General features: G+C 55.7%; 14 protein-coding genes and 1 tRNA gene. 5 read left to right on the top strand and 10 right to left on the bottom strand.

Translation table 11 applies throughout. The features are described from left to right. Nucleotides 1-147: 147 nt before the first annotated feature. Entirely contained in the window at nucleotides 148-2,289 is a 2,142-nt protein-coding gene (locus tag MTP43_RS04885; protein WP_154265683.1) for a polyribonucleotide nucleotidyltransferase, read from the top strand. Between the two features lie 386 nt (nucleotides 2,290-2,675). Here MTP43_RS04885 and MTP43_RS04890 read toward each other — a convergent pair whose 3' ends face one another. The 8 genes from MTP43_RS04890 to MTP43_RS14415 form a co-directional block, all read right to left on the bottom strand. Next, a complete protein-coding gene (locus MTP43_RS04890; protein ID WP_117530056.1) occupies nucleotides 2,676-3,533 on the bottom strand; it encodes a peptidase in 858 nt (285 codons plus the stop codon). Further along, nucleotides 3,520-4,365 (bottom strand): class C sortase, encoded by an 846-nt coding sequence (locus MTP43_RS04895; protein ID WP_112121860.1) that lies wholly within the window; start codon nucleotides 4,363-4,365, stop codon nucleotides 3,520-3,522. Before MTP43_RS04895 ends, MTP43_RS04890 begins: the two co-directional genes overlap by 14 nt. 79 nt (nucleotides 4,366-4,444) lie before the next feature. Then, nucleotides 4,445-6,058 (bottom strand): isopeptide-forming domain-containing fimbrial protein, encoded by a 1,614-nt coding sequence (locus tag MTP43_RS04900; protein ID WP_015536816.1) that lies wholly within the window; start codon nucleotides 6,056-6,058, stop codon nucleotides 4,445-4,447. Nucleotides 6,059-6,204: 146 nt separating this feature from the next. Next, nucleotides 6,205-11,220, bottom strand: a complete 5,016-nt coding sequence (locus MTP43_RS04905; protein ID WP_217285349.1) for a collagen binding domain-containing protein — start codon at nucleotides 11,218-11,220, stop codon at nucleotides 6,205-6,207. A gap of 22 nt (nucleotides 11,221-11,242) precedes the next feature. Continuing rightward, a complete protein-coding gene (gene lepB / locus MTP43_RS04910; protein ID WP_117526849.1) occupies nucleotides 11,243-11,833 on the bottom strand; it encodes a signal peptidase I in 591 nt (196 codons plus the stop codon). Then, on the bottom strand, nucleotides 11,830-12,369 hold the full coding sequence (locus tag MTP43_RS04915) for a hypothetical protein (protein ID WP_015536813.1): 540 nt from the start codon (nucleotides 12,367-12,369) through the stop codon (nucleotides 11,830-11,832). Before MTP43_RS04915 ends, lepB begins: the two co-directional genes overlap by 4 nt. 403 nt (nucleotides 12,370-12,772) lie before the next feature. After that, nucleotides 12,773-13,006, bottom strand: coding sequence for a hypothetical protein (locus MTP43_RS04920; protein WP_238057051.1), 234 nt, complete (start codon nucleotides 13,004-13,006; stop codon nucleotides 12,773-12,775). A gap of 46 nt (nucleotides 13,007-13,052) precedes the next feature. Next, the gene (locus MTP43_RS14415; RefSeq protein ID WP_097782425.1) at nucleotides 13,053-13,508 is read right to left on the bottom strand and encodes an InlB B-repeat-containing protein; all 456 of its coding nucleotides are present in this window, start codon (nucleotides 13,506-13,508) and stop codon (nucleotides 13,053-13,055) included. Between the two features lie 409 nt (nucleotides 13,509-13,917). Here MTP43_RS14415 and MTP43_RS04930 point away from each other — a divergent pair. Further along, a tRNA-Gln gene (locus MTP43_RS04930) sits at nucleotides 13,918-13,991 on the top strand. A 40-nt stretch (nucleotides 13,992-14,031) separates the two neighbouring features. Here MTP43_RS04930 and MTP43_RS04935 read toward each other — a convergent pair. After that, nucleotides 14,032-14,733, bottom strand: a complete 702-nt coding sequence (locus tag MTP43_RS04935) for a GntR family transcriptional regulator (RefSeq protein WP_005925075.1) — start codon at nucleotides 14,731-14,733, stop codon at nucleotides 14,032-14,034. 474 nt (nucleotides 14,734-15,207) lie between these two features. Between MTP43_RS04935 and MTP43_RS04940 the strand changes: the two genes are divergently transcribed. Beyond that, entirely contained in the window at nucleotides 15,208-16,005 is a 798-nt protein-coding gene (locus tag MTP43_RS04940) for an AAC(3) family N-acetyltransferase (RefSeq protein ID WP_117528131.1), read from the top strand. A 47-nt stretch (nucleotides 16,006-16,052) separates the two neighbouring features. Here the strand turns inward: MTP43_RS04940 and MTP43_RS04945 are convergent, their stop codons facing one another. Next, entirely contained in the window at nucleotides 16,053-16,985 is a 933-nt protein-coding gene (locus MTP43_RS04945) for a helix-turn-helix domain-containing protein (RefSeq protein WP_097784915.1), read from the bottom strand. A gap of 269 nt (nucleotides 16,986-17,254) precedes the next feature. Between MTP43_RS04945 and MTP43_RS04950 the strand changes: the two genes are divergently transcribed. After that, the gene (locus MTP43_RS04950) at nucleotides 17,255-17,509 is read left to right on the top strand and encodes a hypothetical protein (protein ID WP_055186070.1); all 255 of its coding nucleotides are present in this window, start codon (nucleotides 17,255-17,257) and stop codon (nucleotides 17,507-17,509) included. A gap of 160 nt (nucleotides 17,510-17,669) precedes the next feature. Further along, nucleotides 17,670-18,308, top strand: a complete 639-nt coding sequence (locus MTP43_RS04955; RefSeq protein ID WP_113621317.1) for a hypothetical protein — start codon at nucleotides 17,670-17,672, stop codon at nucleotides 18,306-18,308. Nucleotides 18,309-18,701 lie beyond the last annotated feature (393 nt).

The following is an 18,701-nucleotide window of genomic DNA, read 5'->3' on the forward strand; positions in this document are numbered from 1 at the left end:
CCCATGCGCACAAAATAGCGGTGGCAGCGTATTGCAGCAGTAAATCGAACGCCCGTGCCTGCGGGCAGGGACGCTGGATTTATTGCTATAATGCGCACGCCACGGCTTTTTGGATAGAACGATCCGAAAAACAAGGAGGCAGAAACAATGGCAATCGAATTTGGTTCCCGCAAAGAGACCTTTGACAACTTCAAGGTCTACGAAACCATGCTGGCCGGCCGCCCGTTCAAGGTTGAAATGGGCAAGATGTGTGGCCTGTCCAATGCCAGCGCACTGATCCGCTACGGCGAGACCTGCGTGATGTGCAACGTGGTCATGAGCCCCAAGCCCCGCGAGGGTGTGGATTTCTTCCCGCTGAACGTGGAGTACGAGGAAAAGCTCTACGCCGCAGGCCGCATTCCCGGCAGCTTTATGCGCCGTGAGGGCCGCCCCGGTGAGCGCGCTATCCTGACCAGCCGCGTGGTGGACCGCCCCATGCGCCCGCTGTTCCCCAAGGAGATGCGCAACGACGTGTGCATCACCATGACCGTCATGAGCCTTGACCCGGACTGCAGCCCCGAGATCGCCGGTATGATCGGCGCTTCTCTGGTGACCGCCGTGTCCGACATCCCCTGGAACGGCCCCATCGGCGGCGTGCAGGTGGGTCTGGTGAACGGCGAGATCGTGCTGAACCCCACGCAGGAGCAGCGCAAGGTGAGCGACCTTGCCCTGACCGTTGCCGCCACTATGGATAAGATCGTGATGATCGAGGCCGGCGCCAACGAGGTGGACGAGGACACCATGCTGACCGCCATCAAGACCGCACACGTTGAGATCAAGAAGATCATCGAGTTCATCAACAAGATCGTGGCCGAGCGCGGCAAGCCGAAGATCGACTTCCAGGTGGTGGGTCTGGACATGGATGTGTTCCACGCCATCCAGAACAAGTACCTGGACGATTTCAAGGCCGCTATGGACACCGACGACAAGAACGTGCGTGACGCAGCCCTGCTGCCCATCATGGACAAGATCGCCGAGGAATACCCCGACCTGTCTGCCGCCGATCTGGATCTGGTAAGCTACAAGATGCAGAAGTTCGTGGTGCGCCGCTGGCTGCTGGATGAAGGCAAGCGCGTGGACGGCCGCGGCATCAACGAGATCCGCCCGCTGGCCGCAGAGGTGGGCATTCTGCCCCGCGTGCACGGCTCCGGCATGTTCACCCGCGGCCAGACGCAGGTGCTTACCACCTGCACGCTGGGCGGCACCAAGGACAACCAGTTGATGGATGATCTGACCGACGAGCAGACCAAGCGCTATATCCACCACTATAACTTCCCGCCGTACTCCGTGGGCGAGGCACGCGCACCGCGCAGCCCCGGCCGCCGCGAGATCGGCCACGGCGCATTGGCTGAGCGTGCTCTGGTGCCGGTGCTGCCCTCCTTGGAGGAGTTCCCCTACACCATCCGCTGCGTGTCCGAGGTGCTCAGCTCTAACGGCTCCACCTCTCAGGCTTCCATCTGCGGCTCTACGCTGGCGCTGATGGACGCTGGCGTGCCCATCAAGGCTCCGGTTGCCGGTATCTCCTGCGGCCTGATCACCGAGGGCGAGCGCTGGATGACCATGCTGGACATTCAGGGCGTGGAGGACTTCCACGGCGATATGGACTTTAAGGTTGGCGGCACCCGCAAGGGCATCACCGCCATCCAGATGGATATCAAGATCGACGGCCTGACCTACGACATCATTGCTGAGGCCTTCGAGAAGTGCCGCAAGGGCCGCCTGTATATTCTGGACGAGATCATCAAGCCCGTGATCGCCGAGCCCCGTCAGGAGCTGAGCCGCTGGGCACCCAAGATGTTCAGCATGATGATCCCCACCGACAAGATCAAGGACGTGATCGGTAAGGGCGGTAAGGTCATTCAGGACATCTGCGCCACCTGCAACTGCAAGATCGATGTGCAGGAGGACGGCCATGTGTTCGTCTCCGCCGTGGATCAGGAGGACGCAAAGCGCGCCATCTTTACCATCAAGACCATTGTGGAGGACCCCGAGATCGGTGCCATCTACAAGGGCAAGGTGACCCGTCTGATGAACTTTGGTGCCTTTGTGGAGATCGCCCCGGGCAAGGAAGGCCTTGTGCATATCTCCAAGCTGGACACCAAGCGCGTGGAGCGGGTAGAGGACGTGGTTGCCGTGGGCGATGCCATCGTGGTCAAGGTGACCGACATCGACCAGCAGGGCCGCATCAACCTGAGCCGCCGCGACGCCATTCTGGCACTGGAAGCCAAAAAGGCCGCCCAGCAGCAGTAAAAACCTAATACAGATTGCATAAAACAAGAGCCGCTGTACAAAAAGTACAGCGGCTCTTTTGCGTGTACCCCCTCAGGCTCACTGCGTTCGCCAGCTCCACCCAAAAAGCTCCCCCTTCGGGGGAGCTGGCATCGAGCAAAGCGAGATGCCTGAGAGGGTTCGTGCCCAAATCCCACCCGTGAAAAGGCAATTCTGGAAAATCCGCAGATTTTCCAGAATTGCAAATTTAAAAATATATTTTCCGCTGATTATGCGCAGAGCAACGCGGAGCGCATTCAAAATCGTGCTGCGCCCGGCAGGGGAAGGGCACAAAAAATGCTCCCCCTTGCGGGGGAGCAAATTCGGTACACAACGCCACGCTGTGCCGAAAAGAAAGGAGCGCAAAGTCAGTTTTCCTTTTTGCCCTGACGGTTCAGCACCCAGCCTGCGGCAAACAGCAGCACGCCGCTGCAGGCCAGCACCGGCACGGGCCAGTTCAACTGGCCGGTCTGGGGCAGAACAGGCTTATCGGGGGTGGAAGGGGAGACCGGGTTATCCGGATTTTCGGGGCTTACGGGGTTGTCCGGGGTGCCGGGACTTACCGGGTTATCCGGTGTGCCGGGGCTCACCGGCGTATCCGGGTTATCCGGCTGCTCCGGGAGATCGGGGGTGTCCGGTGTGTCGGGCGTATCGGGCACATCCGGGGTGTCGGGGGTGTCCGGCGTTTCCGGGATGGTAGCGCCTACCTTGGGGGTGGCGTCCACATCGTAGATCCAGTTGTCGCCATCGGGCATGGGGATGGACACAAGGAAGGGTTTGATGGCCTCGTAGCCGTGGGAGGCCTCGGTCTGCACGACCAAGTACAGACCCTGCGGCAGCTTGGTAATGTTGGCATAGCCCTCTTCGTTCACGTCCTGCTGGGCGGCAATGGCGGGCACAGCGGGCAGATACTTTACCAGCTGGTCAGCCAGCGTGCTGTCGGAAAGATCGCCCAGCACGACACCGCAGCCCGTAAAATCGCCGGTATAGTCAAAGTACAGGTTGCCGTTGGTGCGCTTGACGGAGGCCACCTGATACAGGGTAAGCTCGCCGCCGCGCAGGGGCACATCGTTGTGGGTGTCGTACAGACGGACGTGGAGCGAGCCCAGACGCCCCAGTACAATGTTGGCACTGGTGGTGGCAAACGCCGGCAGGGCGCAGCATACCACAAGGCACATAGCCAGCAGCACAGCCGCCAGACGATGACGCAGATCAATGCTTTTCATGTTCTTCACCTCTCGTTTTCTTGGGTTTGCGTGTGGAAATCAGCATACCGATCAGCAAGATCAGCAGCATGGGCAGCGCCATAATGGGCGCAACAATAATGGGTTCAATTTTAAGCGCTTCGGCGGTAACGCGGAGGTGCTTGTACTGATCCGGGGTCTCTACGCGGCGACCGCGCACCAGCAGGCGGTGGGTGTTGATGCCGTAGGGGGTGCAGGTCATCAGGGTGACGTAGTCCTTGCCTTCGGCGATCTTCAGCTCATCGGTCTCGGTGGGCAGCACGATGGAAATTTTGTCCACCTCGTAGGTGAGCACCCGGTCCAGCACGGTGATGGTAAAGGTATCACCCACTTCCAGCTGGTCGAGGTTGGTAAACAGCTTTGCGCTGGGCAGGCCGCGGTGCGCCGAGATGACCGCGTGGGTGCTCTCGCCGCCCACCGGCAGGCTGGTGCCCTCCAAGTGGCCTGCGGCGATCTGCAATACGCCGTCGCTGGTGCCGTGGTAGATGGGCAGCTCCACGCCGATTTTGGAAATGGTGATGTAACCCATAATGCCGGTGCCGGTAATATCCAGCGTGTCGTTGTAGCCGGTAAGCTGATCCGGGCGGTAAAGGGCGTTTTCGTTGGCGGCCACCTGTGCGTTAAAGGCATCGGCGGCGTCAAAGTAGGCGCTGTAGTCGGCATCGGTCAGATTGTCCACATCCTCGGCATAGGTGGCCACAGCACGGGACTGATGCAATTGGTTGACGTAATCGCTGAGGGTGGGGTATAACATCACGGATAGACCCACGAAAAAGACGAGGATCAGGATGATGGTGCTTTTGTTCTTTTTCATGGGCTACTCCCTAATGTTATAAGGATAGGAGCGGGGGCCTTGCAGCCCCTTTGCTCCGGGTTCTTGGGGGAAATGGAGCTTACTTGTTCTCCATGCGCTTCTTGGTGACCAGCAGAACGATGGCCGCAACCATCAGGCCGCCGCCGACCACATAGAACAGGGTAGTGCCGATGCCGCCGGTGGAGGGCAGGGTAATGCCGCCGGCTTTTTTGTTGATGATTTTATTATTCAGGTTGGATTCACCGGACAGATTAACATTGTGTTCGTCGTGCGTTGCAGAAATGACGATTTTAGTTTTGTCACAGGCACTGTAACCGGTGGGAGGGGTGGTCTCCTTCAGGTAGTAAGTACCGGCGTCCAGACCCTTAACGTTAAACTGGCCCTTGTCGTCAGAGAACATTTCTTCGCCATCTTCAGTTCCAAAGTAGCGAGAGTAAGTGCCGTCAGCATTCTTTTTGAGCTTGATCTCATCTTCATCATTGCAAGCTTCACCGCTGTACAGACGGAAGCCAGCGCCCTCCAGCTTGTTGTTCTCGTTATCATCATCGTGATACTTGGTGTTGTTCAGCTGGTAGGTGTACACACGGACTTCGCTTTCGGGAGTGAAGCCCCAGTATGCGCTGTTTCTGGGGTTATTAGAGTACTGGAGCTGTACTTTGTTTTTGTTATCGGTAGAGCCACTTGTAGTATTGACAGCGGCTTTGTCGTTCAGGTGTGCAGTATAGGTGACCGTAATAGTAGCGCCGTCATTCAAATTGAACCTTGGATCTTCAACACAGGTTTTGACATCAGGAATGCCTACCACAAAATAGTTATGACTTTCAAGATCGGTAGTATCAATGGTATACTTCGAAGAATCGCCGGTGATATCATAGGGAATGCCCTTGGATTCAATGACTACACTATCGAGTCTGTCATAAGTAATGCCCTTGGACAAGGTATCATTGAACAAAACAGCGTACTCGTCATAGTAATCGTAAGCACGGCCATTGTCTCTGCTTGCGGGCAAGGTAGCAATCAGCTTGAACTGGAACTCTTCGTTGATCGCATGGTCAGCGCTGGAACCAAAACCTGCTTCGTTGGTGCCATCCTGATCGTCATAAACTTCCTTCTCAACATAGGGCTTTACAACCTTATGATTAACTAAAACGACATAGGGTGCTTGGGGAACATTCAGCAGGAAGAAGGAATTGTAGGCATGATAGAAATCGCGAAGGTTAAAGTAGGTAGTATCAACGATCAGATAATAACCTGACTCTGGAATGTTGATGCCACCGGTGTGATCTGTAATGACGGGTTTCGGGTTTGCATTGGCATCCGGGTAGAGATAGTGGCATACAACGCGCGCAAAAGCGATGCTGTAATCATCGGAATTATGCCATTTGCTGATAACCGCAAGAACGTCCTGAGCAGTGAAATTAGTTTTAAACTCACCGCCGATGGTAGGATCTGCCGTCAACTGCGCCAGAAACTCGTCAGGCTTAGTGATGCTGCTGCCCCACCCAACGTTGGAAAGCGTCTCATTGTCCTTACTAATAACACCCTTGAAGATCTGGAAAGCGCTGTAACCGTGGAGTTGGTTGAGGTCCTCCTCAGTCTCCCAAGTGTTGTATGCAAACGCCGGGATCGCCATGGCGCACACCATGGCAACTGCCAGCAGCGCAGCCATGAGTTTTTTCATTGCTTTTTTCATGAAAAAAGCCCCTTTCTTTTCTGCCCCTTGCCGCCCCCCTGCGTTTTGCACAGGGGGTAGGGGTGTAGTTTTGTTTGGTCTATCGCGTAAACTTTGCGCTGGGCGGGCGGGGGCTCAGCCCCGGCACGCCAGCAGAAAAGTGCAGTTTAGTCATCTGCTCTCCCTTCGCGTCTGCGCTTGCGGTGGATAAAACTATATGCCAGCGCGGTCAGCATCATTGTGCCGCCCACGGCTGTATACGGGAGTGTACCGGTGCCGCCGGTAGAGGGGAGAACGTAGTCAGAGTTGTCATTGGGGGTGTTTTCGCAGTAGTAGTAGAAGCTGCCAAACATCTGCCCTTCAGCCAACTTGTACTCGCTAAAGGTATCTGTACTCTTAAAGTCGGGAACGCCAGAGGCCGTGTAGCTGTGACTATTGTCAGAAATTACAAAATAATGGTAATTATTCGGTGTCCGATAACCATCAGGCGCTTGTGTTTCCTTCAAGCGATAGAAGGTGTTAACGTCCAGACTGCCAAGCGTTACGTTGCCGCTGGTGCTGGTCGCGCAGTTGCCGACATTATCCCAAGAGGTTCCGTTATACTTTTCCAGACTGAACTCTGCACCGGGCAGAACCTTGTCTGGCGTGCCGGAATACTTGACGATGGTCAAGCGGTTGGAGTTGAAGTCGATACCGGCAGAAGCTCCCGAACTGGAAGTAAATTTGGTGTTCGAATCCTCATAGCTCCACTTGCCATTCAGTTTTGCAGTGTTCTCAAAGGTGAAGGTAATGCCTTTAACCAGACCTTCCGTATTAACTCGGTAATGGAAAACCAGCACAAGCGGGGTGCTATCGGGTACCATTGTCCATGCCTTAAGCTGGTGGCTGCTATTGCTGCTGTACTTGGAATAGTAGGTGGACGTGTCAACGTTATTTCCGGCGGCATCGTCATCAAACTTTCCGGCTACACAGGTAAGGTCTGCACGCCATGTGGTTGCTTCCAGCGTACCATCTGCCTGCAGCTTGGCATCAAAAACAGAGATGCCTTCCAGCGTTACACGCTTGGTACCAGACCCATCAGCCCACAAATCAGAGGGCACGGTCATGACGTCTTGCAGATCCATGTCGGTGCCATTGTTCAGCGTTGCACCGTAGGGGTTCAGCTTGACCTGATAGGTCAAAAGACCGGTGGTTTCGTCAAAAGTACCGCTCTTGCCAACAACTCTGCGCGTAACTGTTTCGGTAAAGGAGGTATCGCCGATCTTTTCGCCTTTGCGCTCGAACGTTGCATGGTTCGTAAACTTTGCGGTATTGTTCTCGTCCCAGATGTCATGACAGGTAGTATCCAGCGTGGTGTCGTAGGTGATAAAGATATGGCTTTGGATTTTTTTCTTAACATTGTCTGTATAGCTGAATGCCTCCGGCGTCATGGTAATGACCATCTTGGTAGAGCCGTCTGCCAACTTGTTTACAGCAACTGTATAAGAGGTAGTGGACGGGGAAGCGCCATTGCAGTTGATTTTAACGCTGTTTTCGTCCAGAACCAGACCCTTGGGTATGGTATCGGTAATGACCCATTCATCGTCATCGATCCATTCGAGAATTCCTTTTTCGTTGATCTCAATCGTCCAAGGCAGCTTTGCGCCGGGCTGCAGGGTAGTGCTGCCGTTGCCGTTCTGAACATTATTCCAATTAAACTCACCGGCATACTTGTAGAAGTATTGAATCATGTCGGAGGTTTTGTTGACCTTCTGCTCAGCAGATACAGTGCTGCCGTCGTTGATGTAGCAGATGTTTTCTACAGCTGCACTGCTGCCGGGCAGGGAATCGATCTTGACTTTTGTTGCGTAGGTGATGGTCAGCGGGCCGGTCACACCGGAGCCTTTGAAGTTGATCGTAAACAGACCCAGATCTTTGCCATAGTCATCTTTTTTGCCGGAATCAGTCCATTCTGTGATCTTCACACTCTCGGTGACGTCGTGGCCGTCTTTGTCTGTTACCTTGATAGAGCTAAGATCAATCTCCTGTGCCTTGTAGTTCTTTTTGGCATTATTATCCCAGAACGTACCGCTATAATCGTAGTAAATATAGCTGTCGACGTTTTCCGCGTTGATGGTGCTCTTCCACTGCAGGGTGGCCTCTGTACCATTATTAGTCGGCTCACCAACTGCCTCTTTGGTAAGAACATCTGAGTCGATGTGGACAGTGCCTTCAGAGCTGCTGTCCAGCCCACCGCCCTCCAGATTGCCGGTGTTTTTGACATCCAGACCGGTCAGAGGGATAGCTTTTGTGACCCTTGTCTGGTAGGTGATCTCATACTTGTTGAAGCCTAGCTCAAGGTTGTAGGTGAGTTTGTGGTCTGTACTGTTGTAGACATCTGTTGGTTTGGTCTTGGTCTCATTGCCGTCTGCATCGGTCTTTTTGACCTTGAAAGAATTGGCAACAAATTCCTGATTTGTGTCGATCGTATCGGTAAATTTAGCGTTAGCAGGCAGATAACGCATGACGTCACCGTTGTTGATCTTGACAGTCCATGTGATGATCTCGCCGTCTTTGCTGAGCTTGCCCGATTTTTCAATATCCTTTGTTTTGATAGAGGTGGAAGTACCTTCTACATCATCACCAAATTTGATAAAGTTTTTTAAATCGTCCCCGTTGTAACTTGTGCTGCCAAAATTATCAGCCTTGACGCGGTAAGTGATGGTATAGGTGCCCTTTTGCAGGGTCTGACCACTAGTGCCCAAGGTGATCATTTTGCCCGTACTACCTGTGGTATCTGCCCAAGAAATGTCGGGCGCAGAACCATCCGGGCCAGTAACTTGGAGGAAGGTGTCAACATAGTCGAAGGTGACCCCGGACGGATTTGTGAGTGTATCGGTCAGCGTCAGGGGGGCTGCTCTGTCCTCCTTCAGGGTAAGTTTTACAGTGTAATCAACGTAAGCATTCTTGCCGTCGTACTTAAGCCCGGCAGATTGTTTATCCAGACTGAATTTCTTTTCCTCGCCGGGCGTGGTGCTTTCTTCGCGCTTAATATAAATGGTGACCTTTGCTTTTTCGTTGACCTTAAACTCATTGCTCCCGCCGGTCGTGACCTTGGTTTGGTCCCACCGGAAATCAAAGTTGACTGTACTTCTGACCTTGGTGGTATTCGACACCTGATCCTGATGAATAAAATCACGGTCATAGGTGAACAGGACGTACCACTTACCGTTTTCCTTTACAAACTGGTAGGTGCCACAAACGCTGCCCTTTGGACCGGTATAGTTCGGATCGATCAAGTCGCCAGTTTCCGAAGCAACGCTCTGCAAGTCAAAAGCCTCCGGCAAAGCTACTTTAACCTTGTAGTCATGGCTTGCAATGTCCTGAGCCGGAATATCCTTCAGTTCAAGGTAGCCGTGCATTTGGTCAGTGACAACGCTGGTGGCAACATCAACGTATTGGCTGCCCTGCTGCTTCTGAATCTTGAAATCAGTAACATAATTAGTACCGTCCAAGGCAGAGCCAACGGTCGTGGTGCTTACGGTCGTGGGCTCACCCGCCAGCGTAAGCATATCGGGGGCTTTCAGTGCGCCGTCAACGGCAGAGGAGAGCATCTCGTCTGCGTACTGGGCGGCGGCAACATCCACCACGGCCAGAACCTCGGCGTTGGAAAGGGTGACCTCAGCCACCTTGCCGTCCACGTCGCCGGAGATGACGGTCAGGGTGTTCTCGTCCGCCTCGCTCACGATGCCCACGGTCTCCACGGGCTGAGCGTCAGTCACGGTGGTGGTCTGCGGCTCGGCAGCGGGGGATGCCACGCTGGGGATAAGGGTGTCCGCGCCGGATGCAGAGGTGCCGGTGCTGTCCACCGGCTTTGCGGCGGGCTGCTCCGGGTTGGCGGTGTCGGGGAGATCGGGGGTGATCATGCTGTCGGCAGCGGGGGCGTCCTCGGCGGCGGGGGCGGTATCCAGCGCAGAAGCGCCGGAAGTTTCAAGCTCTGCGCCGTTCTCACCCTCAGCGTCCATGCTGAACAGGTCGTCCAGATCGTCCGCTGCACCATCGGCGCTGCTGTCCACAGCCACGGTGCGGGTGACGTACTTATTATAAATAACGATGTCGCCCACATTGGCGGCGCTGCCGTCCTCGCCGTCCAGCAGCCAATCCATGTCGCTCATGGAGCTGCGCAGGGCAAGCACGCTGGCCTCCTGCGGGATGGCGCTCTGGGGGATACCGGCGTACTTCAGGCAGTAGGAGAGGAACATCACGTCCCACTCGCCGTAGGGGTTGCCGTAAGACTGGCCGTAGCGGGAGTAGTAGTGCAGGGTCACGCCGTCTGCGGGGTCGATCTCGAAGTTTTTCTCGCTCTGCTCGTAGCCCAGCTGGGTCTTTGCCACGCTGAGCAGGTCCTCGTCCCAGTTGCCGGTCATCACGGCCTCGGCGTTGGCGGCCTGCCACTCTTCGGGGGTCTCAACGTCGGCGGAGGTGTCGCTCAGGCAGGCTACGGTGTGGTGATGCTCCGGCAGGGGGCAGGTAAGCACTTCCTCGTAGCAGGCGTCAGTGTGGTGGTGGTAGATGGGCTCCACGGTGTCCACCGTCGGCTCCAGTGCCACAGGCTCGGCCACAGCCATAGCCGCCAGCTCGGCGCTCTGGGTGGGCTCCACCACTTGCTCCACAAGCTCGCCCTCTTCCAGTCCACAGGTCAGCTCGTACTCGGTGGTATAGCAGTTTTCATCGTGGGTATGCTCAAATTTCTCGCAGATCAGGGTGCCGTCCTCGGGGTCGAAGCAGTCGTCACCGTGGACGTGCTCTTCCTCCATGCAGGTCAGGGTCTGCACCTCGGTGTAGCAGTCCTCGGTGTGCTCGTGGGGCACAAACTCGATCTGCGGCTCCAGTGCCAGCGGCGCGGGCTCAGCCTCAACGGTGGGCTGGCTGGTGGCAGCAGCGGCGGCCACCTCGTCCGCATTTTCAAGCTCGCCTTCCTCGTAACCGCAGGTGAGCACCTTGGTGTAGCAATCCGCGGTGTGGGTGTGCTCCTCCTCGCCGCACTGGTACTGCGCGGTCATCGAGATGCCCACGCCATGCAGCTGCCAGTTGACGAACAGGGTGGTGATCATGGCAAGTGCCAGCACAAATGCGGTGTAGCGCCGCAGGGTGTGCCGGTTCTCGCGGAACCGCTCCATGTACGTTTTAAGAATGTCGTTCATAACGAAATACCTCCTCCCGGGGTCAATGGATCAACGAGAAGCTGGACAAGGGCCATATCCGCAGGAAAACCCTGCCCACGATCTGGCTTTTTTCAACGCAACCTATCACGCTGCTGCGGCTGTCGATGGAGGTGGCACGGTGGTCGCCCAGCACGAAGTAACGGTTTTCCGGCACCTGATAGGGGAACCGGATGTCGCATTCGCCCACGGTCAGCGCGTCCACATAGGGTTCGTCCAGCGCCACGCCGTTTACCGAGACTACGCCGTTCACGTCCATATCGATCACATCACCGGGCTGCCCGATGATGCGCTTGAGCAGCAGCTTGTTCTGCCAGTAAAACCCGCACAGCTCGCCGTTTTCAATGTGGTTGGATTTTACCAGCAGGATAATGTCTTTATCATTTAATGTAGGGTACATGCTGTCGCCGGAGACCTGAAGCACCGGCAGAAACAGCGTAGCCAGCAGCACGGCTGCTGCGGCCACCACCACCAGAATATAGATCGTACTGCGCAGCACCCGCTGGTAGCGGCTCTGGTACGCAAGACGCTCACGTTCTGCGGCCACTTCCTCGGTGGAAGGGATGGAAGCGAACCGGATATCGCGTTTTTTCATGTTTCCTCCGAAGGCAGGCCGTCTGTGCTGCGGTACTGGTCCAGCAGCTCGTTGGCCTTGTGGTCAAATGCCTGCCAGCGCTGCTGCACCTCCTGCTCGGCGCGCTCTACCATGGCCTTGCAGTCGGCCTCGGTCTGGGTGCGTTTTTGCGCGGCGGCGGCGGTCATGGCGTCGCATTCCTGCTGCGCCTGCGCTTTCAGGCTGTCGGCGTCTGCCTGTGCCTGCTCCAGAATGCGCTTGGCCTCGCTGCGCGCCTGCGAAAGGGTATTGGCGGCGGTGGCGTTGGTGTCCGCAAGACTGGCCTGCACCGAGTGCAGATAGTCATCGGCGGCGGCCTGCGCGGCGGCGAACACGTTGTTCAGCTCCAGCGCGGCCTGCGCGATGGAACCGGCGCTTTCCAGCCGTAGCTGCCGGTCCTGCAGCTGCGCGGTAAGCGCGGCGTTCTGCGCCTTGAGCTGGTCCTCGCTCTGCTTCAGCGCATAGATGATCTCTATCAGTTCAGCGCGGTGCATCCGCCGCAGTTCACGATCTGCCATTTGTGTACATACTCCCAAATCATAAAGAACGAAAAGGTTTTCGAAGATTACGAAATTACTTAACAAAAATACCTGAAAAAACGCTTGCCGCCACGATTTTTTACGCGGTCTGAAGGGCATTTTATAAACAACCTTATTCTAGCACACCCACTGTAACAGTAATATAACAAATCAGATACAAAATCAAGAGATAAAGCTGAAAAAATATCGCATTTTTTTGCTTTATATATTAAAAATGTCCAAAAAACGGCCACTGACCCCCCAAAAACTTAAAAAGTTGTTCACAATTCTGGAACGTGAAGTGCTGCGCAGTAATGTACTGAATTACAGTGTGTACGAAAAACGGGAGCCGCACTTTTCGAAAAAAGCGCGGCTCCCGGATCTGAACTTTGGGGTGATGCTTTTACTTGCCGAAGCTGCCCAGCAGGCTGTTCAGCGATACAAAGGACTGGTAGATGACGTTAACATTGTTGATGATGGAGCTTGCACCGGAGAAGATGCGGGCAATGTAGTTGAACACCTTGCCAACGTCCAGGAAGGCCTGATAAGCGTTGCTGGTGCCGCCGTCCAGATAGGTCATCTCCTCGGCTTCGATGCTGGAATAGCTGGCGGGCATTTTCATGGTAGAAGTAGTCATGGTAAGATCCCTTTCTTCAATAGTGTCATTGTGTTTACAGCAGTGTTCAGAGCATGGTGGCGACCAGCAGGGTGGTAAGCAGGGCACCGGCCACAAGGGCAGGGCCTACATACTTCTGCCACTGGACGGCAGGCTGGGTGGTGGGCTGCGGCACGGTAGAAGTACCGACCTTGGCAGTCCAGTGGGCGTAGATGGTGGCGTCGGAGGTGAACACGGTGGAGGTGGTCACCTTGCTGCCGCCCACCGGCTCGGTGTACCAGCCGTCAAAGGTGTAGCCCGTCATGGTAGGCTGCTCGGGCGTGCTCTCCAGTTTGCCGGACAGGTTCGTGTAGGTTACCACGGTGGAGCAGATGCCGCCCTGGGCATCCATACCAATGGCGTACACGTTCTCTTCCTTTTTGCTCCCTGAAGTTTTGTCGGCAGCAAATGCAGCCGGCAGTGCGCAGCACAGCAGCGTGAACAGGCAAAGCCCGACCACCAGCGTTTTCAGGAATTTTTTCATGAGACCCCTCGCTTTCCTTCACAAAGATGGAGACACTGCCCCGCCCGGGGACAGCCCGGACATCGGCGTAGTTTCTTCAACTTATTTTTATCACATCCAGTGTACCAGAACCGCAACAAAAAATACAGTCTTTTGAGAAAATAATAAGAAAAATCAGGAAAAAATAAATCTCACCTTTGCAATATGAATCTTGTGCCCCCTGCGGACTGTGTTTTTTGAAAAACGCATCCCGCAAAACTTGCCTTTCGTAAAAACATGGAAGGATATGGAAAACGCAGGGCCCCGGCCGCAAAGCCCAAAAACCGACCCAAACCGCCGCAAATGCGGCAGACAGCGCACAGAAAAAGCTGCAAAAATGCGGCGCACCTCTTGTGGAACAGCGGAAAATATGCTATACTGTTTTGCATGATGCGCCATCGCCAAGCGGTAAGGCAGGGGACTTTGACTCCCCCATCGTAGGTTCGACTCCTGCTGGCGCAACCAGAAGAAGGCCGCTGCACAGTTTCCTGTGCGGCGGCCTTCTTTATTTTTTGTTCTCCGGCAGCTTGAAGTAGCCGCGGTATTCGTCCGAGTAGATCTTGCTGCCCATACGGCTCACACCGCCGTACAGGTGGGTGCGCATCAGCGGCTCGATGGCGTCCAGATCCTTCTCACGCAGGATGCGCAGCATCTCGGCGTGCTCGCTGACGACGCTGGACACGTTGCGTGCACCCACGATGTCCAGACGGATAAAGCGGGAGTAGTCTGCCTGCGGGCGGGTCATCTGCTCCCAAAGGTACTCCTTGCTGGTCTTGTGGAACCAGTACTCGTGCATGGCAAGGTCGCAGCTGAGGAAGTGGTTGAAATCAAAGTTCTCCGGGTCGCTGCGCCCCGCAGCGGCTTCCAGCAGCATATTATAAAGGTGTTCTACCGCAAGAATCTCCATGGGCGAGCAGCTCTGCACAAAATCCCGGAACACCATGCCCTCCACTGCAACACGCTGGAAGATGAGCTGGTCCACCACGCCGGTGTCGATGGCGGTAACAATGGTGCCCTTGCAGGGAATGATCTGCACAAAGCGGTTCTGCTCCAGCCGCTGCAAAACGCTGCGGATAGGAGTGCGGGAAACGCCGAACCGCTTGCACAGCTGGTTTTCGCTCAGCGCTTCCCCGGGCAGGATCTTCAACGCGCAGATTTCGTCCTCGAGAATATGATAGAGCTCATCAGTGTGCTGTAATGTAGCCATAGTTGTTCTCCATTTATCCGGTAAATGTAATCTTAGTATCATTGTACCGTTACAGCAACTGAATGTCAATGCTGGAATGGAACTTGATTTGAATACTTGTATACAAGAATGCGCACTCGCGCACGGAACTGTTCCTGAAACTGAAAAACTGATATACCACTTTGCAATGCGGGAAAAGTGCTGATAAAATGCTGCAATCAAGTGACTGTTGTACCAAATGCACAAAGAAAACAGGAAACAACTGTCAAATTGCTATAATTGCAAGGCGCTGTGCTTGTTTCGCGGTAACGCTGCGAGATGATATGCTGTATACAGGATTTTACTAAAAAAGCTGCAAGGGCACACACCCCGCAGATACCGGCTCGTCTCCGGCAAATACAACAGGGTGTTTGCCTTTTTTGCGTGCGTGCTTGCTTTGCCGCACAAAAGGCGGTAAACTGGGTACAGACAAAATGCCCGAAAAGGAGAAACGACATGGCATACACAAAGGCTGACCTCAAGCACGACCTTGTAGCAATGGGGCTGACAGGCAACGAGACCATCCTGATCCATTCCTCCATGAAGTCCATCGGCCCGGTGGAGGGCGGCGCAGACACGGTTCTGGACGCATGGATGGAGTTTTTTGCGGAGGGCTTGCTGCTGCTGCCCACCCACACATGGCGGTTCATCAACGAGGAAAACCGAGTGTTCGATGTACGCCGCAGCCCGTGCTGTGTGGGCATTCTGCCGGAGCTGTTCCGGCAGCGCCCCGGGGTGGTGCGCTCGCTGCACCCCACCCACAGCATGGCGGCTTACGGCAAGGGGGCGGCTGCGTATCTGGAAGGAGAGCTGGACGCCAACACCCCCTGCACTCCCGGCGGCTGCTACGACCGGCTGCGGGCAGCCCACGGCAAAGTGCTGCTGCTGGGGGTCACCCACGCCCGCAACACCTTTATCCATAGCGTGGAGGAGGTACTGAACGTGCCGAACCGCCTGACCGACAAGCCCCTGCAGATGACCGTGGTGGACGAAGCCGGGGCGCAGCACACCGTCTATATGCGCCGCCACTACAACGCACAGCAGCCGCACATCTCGGAGGATTTCGTCAAGCTGGAACAGGCGTATCTGGACTGCGGCGCAGCCCGGAACACAAAATTTGGCGATGCAAGATGCATTTTGTGCGACGCCGAGGGGCTTTTCCGGGTCACCCGCCATGTTCTTGCCCCGAACCCCGAGGCCTTTGTCACCGAGCCGGTCATTCCGCCGGAGCGCTGGCAGAAGATAATTTTATAATGCAATGCCGGGCAGCTTGCAGCTGCCCGGCATTTTTTACTTTTTGCTCAGCAGAAGCGGATACGGTACTCCCGAGGGGTGCAGTGCTTGATCTCCCGGAAGGTCTTGATAAAGTAGCTCGCGTCCGAAAAGCCGCATTCCAGCCCCACCTCGCCGGTCTTGAGCCGGGTGGAGCGCAGCAGCTCGGTGGCTTTTTCCACCCGGAACTGCTTGACGTACTGGATGGGCGTGATACCCAAAAACTGCCGGAAACTGCGCAGACAGGCACTTTCGCTCAGGGCAACGCAGTCGGCCAGTTTTTCCACGGTCAGCTCCTCAGCGTAGTGCTCCTCTACATAGCGCAGCATCTGCTTCATCCGCTCCGAGGCGATCTGCTCCTGCTCCGATACCTTCACCTTGCCGCTGACGCATTGGGTAATGAGCAGCCGCAGGGTAGCGGTAAGGTGGTAGCGCACCCGGTTCTCGTAGTCAAAGGGCTCGTCCGCCACGCCCTTCCACGCCTCCCGCAGGCAGAGCAGTACCTGCCGCTGCCATGGTACGGCCTCGTCCAGCAAAAAGAAGGGCGGCGTGCCCGGCTGCAAAAGCGGCCGGATGAGTTTTTGCCAGAATACGGTGTCCATGCCGCCGACAAGCCGGGGCTGGAACACGCCGGAGTGCAGCAGCGCCCTGCCCTCGGCAGGCTCTACCGCGTGCAGCGCCCCGGAGTTGATGAACACCCCCTGCCCGGTCTGCAAAGTCAGCCGGGTCTTGTTCACATCTACATGGATGGGCCCCAGTGCCGCCAGAATGAACTCAAATTCCTCGTGCCAGTGCCACGCCACCGAAAAACAGGAAAGATCCTCGGCGTAACAGGCGATAGGGAACAGTGGGCTGCCGTGCTGGGTCTGCTCCCGCCCGGCGGCATCGGCCACCACGGCAGTAGCGCTGGACAGCCCCACCCGGCCGCTGGTATAAGAGGCACAGCTTGTCTGATATGCCATATTCACCAATTCCTTTCCGCAATACTTTGAATGTTTTTTGTCAATGCCGGTTTTGTTGCATATACTATGCGGTTTTATTCTATTATTAGCGATTGTTTTGTGGTATTATCCTATCAGAGCTTCCAAGCTCAGTATAACACCAAGGCAGCCGGGACGCAAGCTGTGCAAGCGTTTCCACTGCCGGGCAAAACTGCCATTCTCCCGCCGTCAGTCCAAAGAGGACTGGACGGCAAGTGTAACATAAACCATTTCATCAAGGAGGTATTCCTATGCTTCGTATCGAGTATTTTGATAAGGAACGTTTCATGCGCCAGCTTTCTGCCAGCCACGGCAGCGTGCTGCTGCATCTGGACAACGGCAAGACCTGCGACCTGAAAAAGGACACTACCGCACGCTCCATGCTGCAGATGATGGACACTGCCCCCAAGAAGGGCTTTGACCTCACCGTGACCGACCCCGCCGACGTGACCGGCTTCCTGCGCTATATGCTGGAGGCAGGCCGCACCGAGCGCGTGGCCGGCTGAGTAATGCCAATCTCTTATCCCAATAAGTGTCACAGCAAAAGCAAAACGCCTGCCCCGGTCATGCCGGGGCGGGCGTTTTGCTCATTTTACCGGAAAGCTTGCGCGGGCGGGCAGTCTGTGGTAAGCTGAAAGCAGAAAAAACAAGATGGAGGGAACGACTATGAACCTGAAGGAAGCATTCCGCTACCAGAACAAGCTCCAGTCTCTGCTGGACGAGGCGCAGGGCATTCTGGATTGCGATGCCAACGTGACCAAGGTGGCCAACACCTATCTGCGCCATAAGGTGATGCCCGAGGCCGAGGACGAGACCGTTATGGACGTGGCACAGACCGAATATGCAGAGCAGATCACCGACGTTGCCCGGTTCATGATCTATCTGCTGGAGGAGAAGAGCCGCCTGTTTGCCGCTATCCGCAAGGCAAAGGATGCGCTGGACATGGATATGGACAGCGAGGTCAGCCTGAATGCCGCGCGGCAGAGCATTGCCCGCACCTTCAAACGGATGAACGACCTGCGCAGTTCTGAGCAGCTGCTCTCCGGCGGGGGCACCGGCTACCGCTTCAACGCTGAGGGCAACCAGATCTCCTACTGCTGCGATGTGAAGCGAGTGACCACCATCAACTACGACCGCAAGGTCATCCATGCCGCGCTGAGCAAGCTGAACCGGCAGGCAGACGAAACCTCCAACCGGCTGGACCTCTGCCTTGTGACCTCCAAGGTAGACTACACTGTCCCCTTTGATGTGAACGCCAGCTTTGCCGAAGCCTTTGAGATCTATCTGGAAAACGCCAAAAACTAAATGATCGTTCCACCGGCTATTTTGGGTGCGGCAAGCGCCGGGTGCACAGCTGCCGGTTCGGGTGCAGATGAACTATAACGCTGCACATTTCCGCAAGGAAGTTTTGGTACGGCTCACCTTACGAGCCAGCTATTATGAAAAAAATCTTGCGTTCGGCTTTTCCGCCACCGCCAGACGCTTTTTCGCCGAAACCGTCCCTTGCTCCTTCCCGCATTCCTGCTTTTGCGCTTACGTCTCCATGGGCAGGCAGGCAAGCCACCCTTCATGAATTTGCCCCGCAGACTGCTGCGGGCACACACTTTCTGCGTGCCGGGTGGGCGCTCTGCGCCCCTTTGTACGCGGAGTAAAATGGCAATCGCCCCTGCGCTTGCCGTATCCAAAATAGCCGGTGAA

This window comes from Faecalibacterium sp. IP-1-18 (assembly GCF_023347355.1).
GTDB lineage: Bacteria > Bacillota > Clostridia > Oscillospirales > Ruminococcaceae > Faecalibacterium > Faecalibacterium prausnitzii.